Annotated in this window: 16 protein-coding genes; 15 read left to right on the forward strand and 1 reads right to left on the reverse strand. The window is 60.1% G+C overall.

Annotated elements, in window-relative coordinates:
• The first annotated feature begins 96 nt into the window (after positions 1 to 96).
• From gp17 to DL1_RS17330, 4 genes are all read left to right on the forward strand, one after another.
• Entirely contained in the window at positions 97 to 480 is a 384-nt protein-coding gene (gene gp17 / locus DL1_RS17315; RefSeq protein ID WP_038068635.1) for a tail completion protein gp17, read from the forward strand.
• Entirely contained in the window at positions 473 to 931 is a 459-nt protein-coding gene (locus DL1_RS17320; protein WP_038068637.1) for a phage tail tube protein, read from the forward strand. Before gp17 ends, DL1_RS17320 begins: the two co-directional genes overlap by 8 nt.
• A 2-nt stretch (positions 932 to 933) precedes the next feature.
• Positions 934 to 1278 (forward strand): GTA-gp10 family protein, encoded by a 345-nt coding sequence (locus DL1_RS17325; protein WP_038068640.1) that lies wholly within the window; start codon positions 934 to 936, stop codon positions 1276 to 1278.
• A 77-nt stretch (positions 1279 to 1355) separates the two neighbouring features.
• Positions 1356 to 1571, forward strand: coding sequence for a hypothetical protein (locus tag DL1_RS17330; protein ID WP_038068642.1), 216 nt, complete (start codon positions 1356 to 1358; stop codon positions 1569 to 1571).
• Here the strand turns inward: DL1_RS17330 and DL1_RS17335 are convergent.
• On the reverse strand, positions 1552 to 1920 hold the full coding sequence (locus DL1_RS17335) for a hypothetical protein (RefSeq protein ID WP_038068645.1): 369 nt from the start codon (positions 1918 to 1920) through the stop codon (positions 1552 to 1554). The genes DL1_RS17330 and DL1_RS17335 overlap by 20 nt on opposite strands.
• A 35-nt stretch (positions 1921 to 1955) precedes the next feature.
• Between DL1_RS17335 and DL1_RS17340 the strand changes: the two genes are divergently transcribed.
• The 11 genes from DL1_RS17340 to DL1_RS17390 are packed head-to-tail and all read left to right on the forward strand — an operon-like array spanning position 1956 to position 11974.
• A complete protein-coding gene (locus DL1_RS17340) occupies positions 1956 to 4223 on the forward strand; it encodes a phage tail tape measure protein (protein ID WP_038068647.1) in 2268 nt (755 codons plus the stop codon).
• Positions 4223 to 4666 (forward strand): hypothetical protein, encoded by a 444-nt coding sequence (locus DL1_RS17345; protein ID WP_038068649.1) that lies wholly within the window; start codon positions 4223 to 4225, stop codon positions 4664 to 4666. The genes DL1_RS17340 and DL1_RS17345 overlap by 1 nt, the downstream gene beginning before the upstream one ends.
• The gene (locus DL1_RS17350; protein WP_038068651.1) at positions 4666 to 5316 is read left to right on the forward strand and encodes a hypothetical protein; all 651 of its coding nucleotides are present in this window, start codon (positions 4666 to 4668) and stop codon (positions 5314 to 5316) included. Before DL1_RS17345 ends, DL1_RS17350 begins: the two co-directional genes overlap by 1 nt.
• The gene (locus tag DL1_RS17355; RefSeq protein ID WP_038068653.1) at positions 5316 to 5930 is read left to right on the forward strand and encodes a hypothetical protein; all 615 of its coding nucleotides are present in this window, start codon (positions 5316 to 5318) and stop codon (positions 5928 to 5930) included. The genes DL1_RS17350 and DL1_RS17355 overlap by 1 nt, the downstream gene beginning before the upstream one ends.
• A complete protein-coding gene (locus DL1_RS17360) occupies positions 5927 to 6340 on the forward strand; it encodes a DUF6950 family protein (protein WP_038068656.1) in 414 nt (137 codons plus the stop codon). The genes DL1_RS17355 and DL1_RS17360 overlap by 4 nt, the downstream gene beginning before the upstream one ends.
• Positions 6341 to 6346: 6 nt before the next feature.
• Positions 6347 to 9379, forward strand: a complete 3033-nt coding sequence (locus DL1_RS17365; protein WP_051693649.1) for a hypothetical protein — start codon at positions 6347 to 6349, stop codon at positions 9377 to 9379.
• Between the two features lie 5 nt (positions 9380 to 9384).
• Positions 9385 to 9840, forward strand: a complete 456-nt coding sequence (locus DL1_RS21035) for a phage tail assembly chaperone (RefSeq protein ID WP_051693650.1) — start codon at positions 9385 to 9387, stop codon at positions 9838 to 9840.
• A 2-nt stretch (positions 9841 to 9842) separates the two neighbouring features.
• Positions 9843 to 10937 carry a hypothetical protein gene (locus DL1_RS17375; RefSeq protein ID WP_038068659.1) on the forward strand — a complete coding sequence of 365 codons (1095 nt, stop codon included), beginning with the start codon at positions 9843 to 9845 and terminating at the stop codon, positions 10935 to 10937.
• An 11-nt stretch (positions 10938 to 10948) separates the two neighbouring features.
• Positions 10949 to 11281: a hypothetical protein gene (locus DL1_RS17380; protein ID WP_038068660.1), complete on the forward strand. Its 333-nt coding sequence runs from the start codon at positions 10949 to 10951 to the stop codon at positions 11279 to 11281.
• Positions 11278 to 11727, forward strand: a complete 450-nt coding sequence (locus DL1_RS21040) for a hypothetical protein (protein ID WP_051693651.1) — start codon at positions 11278 to 11280, stop codon at positions 11725 to 11727. Before DL1_RS17380 ends, DL1_RS21040 begins: the two co-directional genes overlap by 4 nt.
• Positions 11717 to 11974, forward strand: coding sequence for a hypothetical protein (locus tag DL1_RS17390; protein ID WP_038068661.1), 258 nt, complete (start codon positions 11717 to 11719; stop codon positions 11972 to 11974). Before DL1_RS21040 ends, DL1_RS17390 begins: the two co-directional genes overlap by 11 nt.
• The last annotated feature ends 212 nt before the right edge of the window (positions 11975 to 12186 follow it).

The raw sequence follows: 12186 nt of genomic DNA on the forward strand, positions 1-12186 counted from the left end.
AATGGACGATGCCTGGCAGTATCGATGAGGACACTTTGACAGATCAGATCTCCAACTTTGTCATGCGCGGGATGCGCATCTCGAACGGGTGATCTGATGCAAAAGGAATTCCGCGCGCTGCTGAAAGGTTCAGCGGCGGTGAGCGCGCTTGCGAGCGCGATTGACTGGGGGCTTTTGCCGCAGAGCGTGGCGCTGCCTGCGATTGCGCTGGAGCTGATCGACAATGCGGATGGTTTGACGATGCAGGGCCCGGATGGGCTTTGGCGCGGGCGCGTGCAGGTCGACTGCTACGCGGGCACCTATGGCGGCGCGGTCGCGCTGTCCGAGGCCGTGATCGATCTCCTGAGCGGATATCGGAGCGGAAACTGGCGGCTGATCATGTTGGTCGCTCAACGCAGCAATACCGAGACGAGAGCGAGCGATCAGCCGTATCGGATCTCGGTGGATTTCATGACAAACTGGAGAAAGACCAATGGTTGAGAAAGTTTCTCAGGCCGATATCGCCTATCAGGAAGAGCTGTGGATTGGCCGCACTGTCGCTGAAGCCACCACTTGGACGCAGATTCTTGGGATCAAAGAGCTTTCGATGCCCGAGAGCGTGCCCGAAGATGTCGATGCCACGCACATGCAATCGCCTGGGCGCACCAAAGAAACGATCCCCGGCCTTCTACCGGTGGCCGATTGGTCGCAAGATAAGCAGTATTGGGCCGGGGATCCCGGTGACGTGCTGCTCGATGAGCTGGCCGCATTGACGGAGGCGGGCACGAGTGAAGATGTGCTGGTCGAGTTCAAGATCGACGATTCCCGCCGCACCTATCGTGGTTATGTGAATAGCTTCACGATTGGTGGCACGGTCGGCGAGCTGCGCATGGCGACTGTCGCGATGAAGATCTTCGAGCGCCAAGCCACCAATGACCGCGTCGAGGCGTAATCATGGCAGATGTAACGGGAACCGTTCACCGCAGTTTTGGCGGCAAAGATCTGCGTCTGCGTCTGACATGGGCTGGGCTTGCCACGCTGCAGGAAAAGTATGGCAATGATATCGGCGGGCTGCTCAATGATGACATGGAGGGCGTGCCGCCCTTCCGTCTGATGATCGATGTGGTCTCGTTGTCGCTCCAAAAAGGCGAGGGCATGGAGCCCGAGGTTGCGGATGATCTAGCGGATGATCTGATTACCGAGGACAACGGGTTGGTTCCGGCTCTGTTGGCGGCGGCATTTCCTGATGTCAAGGAACCGCAAAAGGGAAACCGCAAGGCCCCGCGCGCGAAGGCCTGAGCTGCGGGGCCATCCTTCAAAACTACATCGCGGCGGGTCTCGATCCGGCGCGGTTCTGGGAAATCACCCCGCGCCTAATGATGGTCGAGATGGAGGGCGCGGCGAAGCGGCTTGAGCGCGAGCGTGAGCTGGTCTGGTGGGGCGCGATGTTGCCCCATCTTGAAAAGCCGATATCGCTGGAAAGCTTCATCGGGCGACAGCCTGATCGGGCGGAGCGCGTGCGCAGGTTTAACGCTGCGTGGGATAAGATCGATCGGGCATTGGCAAGGGGTTCTAAGTCTCGGAAAGACTGATGAGCTGCCAGCTCTGATCAGTCTCTTTGACTTTGCAGGTCCAAGACGAAAGCACCTTGATCCCAAGCGCGTTGTTGGCGCGGAAAGTCGCGGAGACGGTGACCGCTTTGCCCTTAGGTTGGGCGGGCCATGTCTGCCACCAGTGACCGGAACTCATGCCCCATTCGGCAGATGACGGATCATGCAGCCGGTCAGAGATGAATTCTTGGCATGCATATCTCGCGCCCGCGAGTTGTTGCTCGGCTGGTGATGGTTTCCGAGGTTTTTCGTCGAGTGACCACATTAGCCAAACGAACGGTACGCAGATCAAAATGGCCAAGATCGATCCTGCGATTTTGAAAAATTCCATAACTAACCAAATCTCCTAACCTCGTGAGGCTCAAAGTGGCATCTTCGGTCATCGGCGCGCTGCGCGTCAACCTCGGGCTGGATAGCGCAAAGTTCGAGAGTGGTTCTAAGCGTGCGAAAAACAGCTCTGCACAGCTGAAGAAGACGCTCGTCGCCATGGGTGCTGCTGCGGCTGCTGCTTTTGCGGCTGTCAGCGCTGCGGCATTGAAAGGCGCGGAAGATATCGACCGTGTCGCGAAGGCGGGGCGTCGGATCAATACCAGCGTCGGCGGTTATCGTGCTCTTGAGCTCGCGGCGGGCGAGGCTGGTGTATCGGTCTCGTCACTCTCCGATTCAGTGCAGACCATGGATCGCGAGGTCGCAAAGGGAGGAAAGAACGCTGCTGCAGCACTTGCCACGCTGGGTATCTCTGCGAGTGATCTTGCAGGCCTTGAGGCGGATCAAAAGCTTGCGCTGATTGCTGACCGGGTCAAGGACTTGGGGCTTACGACTGGCCAGACCACCGCCGTCATGCAGGCTCTTGGGGTTCGTCAGCGCGATATCGTCTTGCTGCTGCAGCAAGGAGGTGAGGCCCTGCGCAATGCGCGCAGCGATATGGTCAAATACGGCCTCGCTCTTAAGCAGGTGGATAGCTCAAAGATCGAGGCTGCAAACGATAAGATTGCGCGCCTGCAGCTTGTCTGGATGTATCTGCGCGATCAGATCGCCCTTGAGGTCGTCCCTGCGTTCGGAATGATGGCCAAAGCAATGACCGACAGCCTGAAAGAGGGTGGGGCGCTGCGCAGCGTTCTGGATTTGATCGTCGCGGCTGCAGGGCGTGTTTCATCGTATGCGGCAGCGGCGGCTGCAGTATTCACCACGTATCTGGCGGCAGGTTTTGCCTTGAGCGCTATCAAGGCAATCCAGCTCACTGGGGCATTGGTCGCTTTGCGCGGCGCATTCATTCGCCTCGGCGTTGGCGCACTTATCGTGGGTCTTGGCGAGGCTATCTATCAATTCACGAAGATCTCGGCCTCGGTCGGCGGCTTTGGGCAGGCATTCAGCCTGATCTGGGATGTCGTGAAAGAGACTTGGAATAAGATCTCTCTCAAGACGGACGCTGCCAGCGCGCGCATTGAGGGGGCGTGGAAGAATATTCAGGCGGGGGCCTATGATGCCTTCGCAGCGATTGTCTCGGGTGGGGTGACATTCGCAAACCGATATGTCGGCGTCTATCGAGGCGCATTTGAGGCGGTGAAAGAGATATGGTCGGTGCTGCCGGATGTTATTGGTGCTGCTGTAATTGGGGCGACAAACGCGACAATTCGCGGCGTTGAAAAGATGCTCAAGAAGGTCGCTGGCGCGCTGGATGATCTGACGGGTGGCGTTGCGGATAGCTGGATTGGCGAAAAGCTCGGTCTCTCCGGGACCGCGCTGGCCGACGCGATCGACCTCAAAGAGATCCCAAACGAGTACGCCGCGAAGGCGATGCAGGCGGGCGCTAAGGTAAAGGGCGCATTCTTGAAGGGGTTCAACACCAATACCTTTGATGGCGACGGTGCAACCAGCGGTCTGAGCGGCATTGCGGATCGGCTACGCGGGCAGTCGAGCGCATACGCGGAGGCTGGCCGGATGCTTGAGCAGGCTGCAAGCAAACCGATGACCGCGTGGCAAAAACTGAAAGAAGTGATCAGCGGGACGGGGGCCGAAGTTGCGAACTTGCCCGCAGTAGCTACGCCTGCAGGTGCTGCGGTCGAGGCAGCCGGGGGCAAGGCTGCAGCTGGCACAAAAAAGGCCAGCGATGAGCTGAAAAAAATGAAGGAAAGGACCAACGCCGGTGCCGATGCTTTGGGTGGTCTGTTTTCGAGCGCGCTGAAAGGGTTCTCTGCGCTAAAATCGTCTGTTGCGAGTTTTCTGGATCAGATTGCGAGCAAGTTGGCTTCCTCTGCCGCGCGCGGTCTGTTCGGGTCAGGTGGGGCCTTTAGCGGGGTCGGAAGCCTGCTCGGCGGTTTGATCGGAGAGAACGCAAACGGCACGAACAATTGGCGCGGTGGTCTTACGTCGATCAATGAGCGCGGCGGCGAAATCGTAGATCTGCCGAGTGGCACCCGGATTATCCCGCATGACGTGTCCAAGAGGATGGCTTCGAATGCCCAAGATCAGCAAGTCGTTGTGACGTTCAATCCAGTCGTGGATCAGAGCGGGAGCCTTGGGGCCTATGTGCAGGACGTAGCCACCAAAACGACGCGCACTGGCATCTCCGCCTATGACCGGCAGATGCCGGGCCGAGTGCAGCAAATTGCCCGCAATCCGAGGATGAAATGATGAACAATGACGATCGCATTGCTCTGCTTGAGCTGCAGGTGCAACTGCTTACGGGGCAGGTGGAGGCGCTAATGTCGCAACGCGCGCCGGTCGATATGCCCGCCCCAGCGTTGGAGTTGGCCGTTCAAGATGATGGCGGTGCGCAGATGATGCGGATCACGGGCCGGAACGTGGAACTGCCATCGAGCGAAGTTAGCGTCAAGATCAGTGCCCGTGAGGTCGAAGGCGGGGGGATTCAGGCATACGTCAAAGACATGGCTGAAAAGACCGTGCGCCACGCCATCTCTGCCTATGATGCTTGTCGCCGGGAGGACGCCCCTTTAGTCCTGCGGAGTGACGTCGCGGATGCTGTGGGTCGCCTGATCGATGCAAAACTTGCGGATTATGACAAGGCTCTGCCCGCGCGCATCAAGCAGATCCAACGCGCGCCGGATCGTCGCTAATGGCGCTGACCTATCCCTATCCGCTGGCGTTCCTGTCGGACAAGCTGCCGGTGCGCGAGGCGTCTTGGTCGATCCGGCGCAGCGACAAAACGAATGGGCAAGGCGACGGGCGCGTGTGGCAGGCTGAGCTGGCCCCGCCGATCTGGCAGGCCTCCTTAGTTTTCTCGGCGCGGCGCGAAGCAGATGCACGTCCTATCGCGGCGCGGATCAATGCGCTGCACGGGTCGAAAGAGGCATTCTTGCTGTGTGATCCGATGATCCGTGGTCCGGTGTCAGATCCAACTGGCGCGGCGCTCGCGGGCAGCACGGTCACGATCAGCTCCATCGCGTCGAGCAGATTGCAGGTCAACTTTGCTGGCCTGCCTGCCGCGTTCAAGCTCGGCGCTGGTGATCGTTTTACACTGGTAGACGGTGCTGCCGTCTACATGGGCGAGCTATCCGACGATGCGACTGCGACAAGTGGTGGTGCGGCATCTGCCCCCGTTTTCCCGGCAATCCCTGCCGGGTTCTCGGCGGGCGCGGCTGCGGTTTTTGTTAGGCCGTATATCAAAGCAATTATTGCCCCAGCAGCCTTCACGGGATGGACAATATCAGTGGGTGCGATTGCTCAAGGCGCGAGCATTGATGTCCTCCAAAAGGTTGGTGGCTGATGCGCAATATAGCTCCGGCCATTCAAGCGGCGCGCGAGGCTGCGCCAGAAACGGGCCTGATCACGCGCTGGCTTGCCTATTTTGAAGCGCACAATCGCACCACGGGCGCGGTGGCCACGTTCGGCTTCTGGTCTGGCGATGATGATGTGAGCATTCAAGTCGTGGACGGGCAGACCGGGACGCTGGTGACGCGCGACTATCTCGGGCAGTGCGGGCTGGCGGTGACTGACTTGGTCTATTCGGGGGGGCTCGACATCTACACAGCCTCGGTCACGCTCTATGACCTGCACCCTGCGGTGACCTCGATGCTGCGCGAGTATGATGTGCGGCTCGCGCGCACCGATCTGCATGCAATCGAGATCAACCCGGCAACGCAGGCACCGTTTGGGGCATATGAGCCCGCCTTCGTGGGGCTGGTCGATGATGCACCGATCTCAGAGCAGATTGGTGATGGCAGCATTACTCTGTCGGTCCGGTCTGAGATCGGCCTGATGCTCAATCGCACGAACCCGGCCAAGTCATCGTCCGAGGAAGCGATGAAGCGCGGCGGGGATACGTCGAGCCAATACGCGGGCACGGTCGCCTCGTGGAAAATCAAGGTAGGTGGCAAATGAAGCGCGTGGATGGCTGGCGCGAGGCGCTTGATCAGGCCGTGTTTGAGATGCGGCGCAAGCCGTTCGTTTGGGGCGAGAATGACTGCGCTTTGGGCTTGGCGGGCAATGTGACGCGGGCGCTGCTCGGGACGGATCTCTCCGCGCCGTGGCGGGGGCGCTATTCCAGCCGCATCGGGGCGCTGCGCGTGCTGCGCAATGATGGGTTTGAGGATCTGGCCGATCTAGTCGCGACGGTACTGCCCGAGATCCACCCGGCGCAGGCGCGGATCGGTGACCTCGCAGCGGTCGAGGCCGACGCCATGGGCCACGCTTTGGGCGTGTTCAACGGCGAACGGGTCTTTGTGCTGCGTGAAGATGGCTGGGGCACGGTGGACCGTGCGCAGGCCAGACGAGCCTTCAAGGTCGGGTAAATCACAATGAAATTTCTGACGATCCTCGCTGCGGCCCTGCTGGTCGCGGCCCCGGTGCATGCTGGCCCGGTGGCTGCTGCTGTTGGGGCAGTTGTCAGCGTGTTCTCGGCAGGCGGTGCGCTGGCCGCTGGCACATTCCTGGGCACGGTTGCGCGCTTTGCGATCAGCGCCGGTGCCTCGCTGCTCTCTCAGGCGCTGAACAAGCCCAAGACGCAAGCTGATCGCGGCGTCACGCTTGATGCCCAGATCGGTGATGCGGTTCCCGAGACCTTTGTCGTGGGTGTCTACGCCACGGGCGGGCGGCGCAAATATGCTGGGTCATGGGGCGGCAGCAATGAATTTTATGTCGATGTAGTCGAGCTGTCCTCGATCCCGGTGACCGGGCTGGCCGGGGTCTGGATCGACGATGAGCGTTTTGACTTCTCCGGCAATGGTTCAGACCAAGCTGGCGCTCCGCTCGCGAAGTACAACGGCAATGGAAATCGCCTGTGGGTCAAGTTCTATGACGGCACGCAGACCGCCGCAGACCCCTATCTGGTCGACAAGTTCGGCGCTGATCCTGATCACCCGTGGCCCGCCACCTCGACCTTCAAGGGCCGAGCCTATGCGGTCATCACTTGGCGATACGACAAAGAGACCGCGCCCTCGTTCCCGCAGTTCAGCTTCGAAGTGCAGGGCATCCCGTGCTATGATCTGCGCAAGGACAGCACGGCGGGCGGATCTGGCGCACATCGCTGGAATGATCCTGCGACGTGGGAGTTCTCAGAAAATCCGGCTGTCATCGGTTACACCGTGGCACGCGGGATCTACTACGGCTCGACATGGGTCTTTGGCGGACAGAACCTTGCGGCGGCGCGGTTGCCTGCCTCGGCATGGATCGCGGCGGCAAACGAACACGACGCCGAGGTCAGCCTCTCAGGTGGCGGCACAGAGCCTGCGCACCGCGTCGGGCTTGAGATCGATGTCAGCAGCGATGCGCTCGATATGCTAGAAGCGATCGGCAAGTCCTCGAACATGCAGTTCTCCGAGGTGGGCGGGGCCATCAAGCCGATTGTCGGGGTGCCCGGATCTCCGGTGCTTGCGATCACGGATGAATCCATCGTCGTGAGTGACCCGAGCACCCTGCAACCGTTTCCGGGCCTTGATCAGACCTATAACGCGCTCCGCGCCACCTATCCCGAGCCTGCCGAAAAATGGTCATCGAAGGATGCCCCGGAGTTCCGAGACGCGGATTTGATCGACGCGGACGGGAGGTATCTGCCTGCCAGCATGACCTATAGCGCGTGCCCCTTCGCAACTCAGGTGCAGCGCCTCATGCGCGCGCAGTTGCTGTCCTATCGCCGCTTTCGGCGTCATCAGATCCAGCTGCCTCCCGAGGCGGCATCGCTTGAGCCGTTCGTCGACACGATCCAGTGGACCAGCGAGATCAATGGATATGTGAATAAGTCGTTCATAGTCGAAGCGGTAACACTGGCCGAGGGCGGCACGGTCGCGGTCTCTCTGCGCGAAGTTGATCCCGGCGATTACGACTGGTCGTCTGCCTATCAGCAGCCCACAGGCATCACTCCGATCACCACGACAACCTATGTGCCGCCGGTCATCGCGGGCTGGTCGGTCGACCGCGCCACGATCAAGGATAACAACGGCGTCGATCGCATCCCGGCGATCAAGGTCACGTGCGCCGGTGGGCGCTATGACGTGGCGTTTATCCGGGTACAGGCGCGCCTCGATGGCGGGGCCGTCATCTATGACAGCGGGTCGGTCCCGTATGATCCGGTCGTTGATCCTTACTCGGTGGTGATCAACGGCAATTTCACGCCAGTCACAGATTACGAGGTGCGCGGCAAGTTCGTCTCGGACAATGGGCAGCAATGGTCTGCATGGTTGCCGGTCACCACGACCGACACCCGCATCGGTGCTGCGGATCTGGCCGATGCGATCCTCGATGCGATTGACGATGCGCAACAGGCCGCAGACGATGCCTCTGACCGCGCAGATAGCGTTCTGGAATACGCGCAGGCGCAGAGCACCGATGTGCGGGCAAAGTTCGATGTGGCGGCTCAGCATGTCTTGGCCGAGATCGTCTCGCGCAATGCGCAGTCCGACGATACGCAGGGCGATCTCGCGGCCTATCATCAGGACGCGTTCGTCAAGTTTGCCGAGGGCCAAGAGGCGCTGGTCGGTCTGCGCACTGAGCTGCTTGCCCGGATCGGCGACAATGAGTCGTCCATCGATGATGTGCAGACAGCATATGCGAATGCGGATCAGGCGCTCGCAGATGATATCACGGCGCTCTCTGCTACCGTGGGAACGATCAGTTCAACTGTAGACACGCAGGGCACAGCAATTGCTCTGATCAACGGCTATGCATCCGCGACCTATACCCTGCGCATTGCCGCAGGCGGGGCGAGCGCGGGCTTTGAATTTGTGGCAGCCGACGACCCGATCAGTGGTCCAGCGTCTAACGTCCGGATCAATGGCCAAAACATCAAGCTCGATGGCGATGTCGAGGTCACTGGCACGTTCCTGACCGACACGCTGATCGGCACCTCGGCGTGGATCAAGTCGGCGATGATCGGAACTGCGGAGATCAAGTCTGCCAATATCGAAGATCTCTCTGTTGACACGATTAAACTTGCTCACGGGTCTGTCACTGAATCAGTTGATTATTCGGTGGCTGTCGGTGGTTACGGAGACCCGGAGCAGCTTGTGTACTCCTTCAACCTTAACGTGGAGGACGACAGTATCGTTATCATGAGCTGTAAGGATGCCCGTATCGACCCTAGGGCTGGAGCGCCCACAGGCGACAATAGTCCAGCATATTTTAGGGTTCAGGTCCGAAATCGTGAGAGTTTCTATGTCTACTGTGGGACGCCGAATGCTGATGGCGGTGTGGTGTGGGAGTACCCCGGAAACCAGCCAGCACCTCCCGTCATGAGTTCGCTCGATGCGGGGAACAACCTGATCAAGGTTTATCAGGGATCGATGGACACCAACTCCAACTTTCTCACTTTTGCCCTGACGTACTTCAAGCGGTGACCAAAATGGCTGACTACGCAATTTATGATGTTGAGACAGGCGAGATCAAAGCCTCCATGTCGATCCCAGACAGACATCCTGAGCCCGAGGCTCCAGATGGGTGCGCGGTGTTCGTAGGAGCGACCTCTCCAGGACGCACATATATCGAGGGTGGCGAAACTGTTGAAATTCCGCCTCGCCCAGAAGGCGCGTTTTTTCACATCTTCGACTACGCCACTCGGAGATGGATCGACCCACGGACGGATGAGCAACGCGTCGAGCAAGCCTTTGCCGCGCTGCGGGCCGAACGTGACCGGCTTCTGCGCGAAGTGCTTGATCCGTCTGTGAGCAATCCGTTGCGGTGGGCTGCGATGACCAACCGGCAGCGCGCGGCTTGGGCTGCATATCGCCGAGCCTTGCTCGACATCACCAACACCAAAGACCCGGCCAGCGTCGTTTGGCCAAAGAGACCGAAAGGATAGCCATGAGCTGGTACAAGACAGGCACGATCAGCGTCACAGACGGCTCGACTGCAGTAACCGGCAGCGGCACGGGTTGGGTAGATGAGATCCTTGCCGGGTGGCTGCTGCGCGATCCGAGTGGTGTGGCCTATGAGATCGCCTCGGTCAACAGTGACACATCGATCACGCTGGCCACGCCCTACCTCGGAGTAACAGGCAGCGGAAAGTCCTATTCCATCGCCCCGACGCTCGGGCCGAGCAAAGACCTTGCCGATGGCGTCACGGCTCTGCTGGCGGGCTATCAGGCGGTCAAGGACGGGCCGGGGCAGGGCAAGTTCCCAGATGGCACGCCCGCCGCGCCGGGTGTGCGCTTCGCGAGCGATCCAGACACCGGCCTGCGGCGGGTCGGTGCCAATCAGGGGGCGCTGGTGGCGGGCGGTGCCGATATCATCAAATGGTCGGGGGCTGGCGCGGTGCTGGCCGGGTTGCTGACCGGCACGGCGGTGCAGCAATCTGCAACGGATACCACGGCTGGGCGTCTTATGACCGTAGGTGCAGGGGGTATCGCGGGTCAAATCATTGAGTTTTCTGGCGACATCGATGATCCGGATCAGATGCCGTCAGGTTTCTATCGTGTTCAAGGTGGAGCCACGGGAACCAAGCCAGATGGTCTAGCTGCATTTAATATGATTGTGCTGCGGCGGGGTCAAAGCGCACCATATGCCCAGACGTCTCAATATGTCATGTCAACTCTCGGGCTGTTCTACAGGGAGTGGAATGGCGCATCTTGGGAACCATGGAGTATTCAAGATGAATACGGGTCGAATGCAAATGGAGAGTATGTTCGTTTTGCCAATGGCACTCAGATTTGCACCACTGTGTTGTCAGGCATCAACGTAAATATTGCGCTAGGATCCATTTATTTTTCAGACGCGATTGCGGCCCAGATGCCAGCACAATTCGTGTCATCTCCCTATTCCGCTGGATCGATGTCGGGAACGGTATACGGGTGGGTTAATGCCCGTTCTACCGCTACTCAATGGGCGCTCTCTGTGTACTCCGCAGTTTCTCGAACCAACGATTCTATCCGCGTTTTTGCAGTTGGCCGCTGGTTCTAAGGAGTGACGCCATGAAAATCAACCTGACACCATTTTCCCCGCCGCCGCAGCTCTATGTGCCGCTCAGTCTGTCCGTCGCTGGCGATGTGCTGACACTGAACGGCAAGACGCTGGATCTCTCAGGCATCCCTGAGGGCGCCACACTGCCCGCAGAGGCGGTGGCCTCAGATTGGGTCACCGGGCCGATCACGCGCACGAATGGCGAGTTGTCCCTGACGCTGCGCTTGCCGCATGGCCCGAATGCGCCCGAAGAATCGCGCTTCCCAGCGCCGATCACTGTCACCGAGGACGGAACCGTCGATCTGCCGCCCTATGACGCCGAGCCAGAGGAGGCCCCGGAATGACCATTGCAATCGACATGAGCCAGCTTGTCACGGCGGAGGCGCGGGCGTCTGCAGCGCTGGCCGATGCCAAGAGCGTGGCCAAGCAGGCCATTGCCGCGCAGATGACCGCCGCGCGTGAGGCATTCGTCACGGTACTGCCGGGGCAGGATATGGTCTATCTCGCAAAGGAAGCAGAAGCCACGGCATATCTGGCCGATGCAGATCCCGACATTGCGCACTATCCTCTGCTCTCCGCAGAGGTCGGCGTCACGGCCCCGAGCGCGTATGAGCTGGCGCAGATCTGGGTCAACATGTCCTCGATCTGGCGCGGCGCGGCTGCGAGCCTCGAAAAGATCCGGCTTATGGCGGTGGACGCCATCGAGGTCGCTACTTCGGTCGATGAGGTCAGCGCGGCCATGGCCGACTTCAACGCGGCGCTATCCAACGGAGGCGACAATGCAGCCTGACAAGTTCCGCCACCTCGCTGGCGGCTTCATTCTCGCGCTCACCTTCGCAGCCCTTGCCATCCTCCTGCCGATTGATGCTGATCGGCGCGTTGCGGCGATGCTCGGCCTGCTGGCGGCGGCTGCCATCGCCGTGGCCAAAGAGGTGATCTATGACAAAACCATGTCCAAGGGCGATCCCGAGGCGCTGGACGCCTTGGCGACGATCATAGGGGCCGCTGCCGGGGCGCTGGTGTTCTACGCGGCTTGAACCACAAAACATTTGAGACAACCCGACCCGCCACAGGCGGGCTTTTTTATGCGCGATTGGAGGGGGCATGACGGCCATGCGAAAGGAAACCAAAGAGGGGTGGGTCGCATTCGCCCGAAACATCACGGCGGTTGTCACCGCCTCAACGCTTCTGGTGACCAGCTTTTGGTATCTTGCGGGGCCGCGCATCAAGGCCGATCTCGGGGAGCTGA

It is taken from the genome of Thioclava dalianensis (assembly GCF_000715505.1).
In the GTDB taxonomy this organism is placed as follows: Bacteria; Pseudomonadota; Alphaproteobacteria; order Rhodobacterales; family Rhodobacteraceae; genus Thioclava; species Thioclava dalianensis.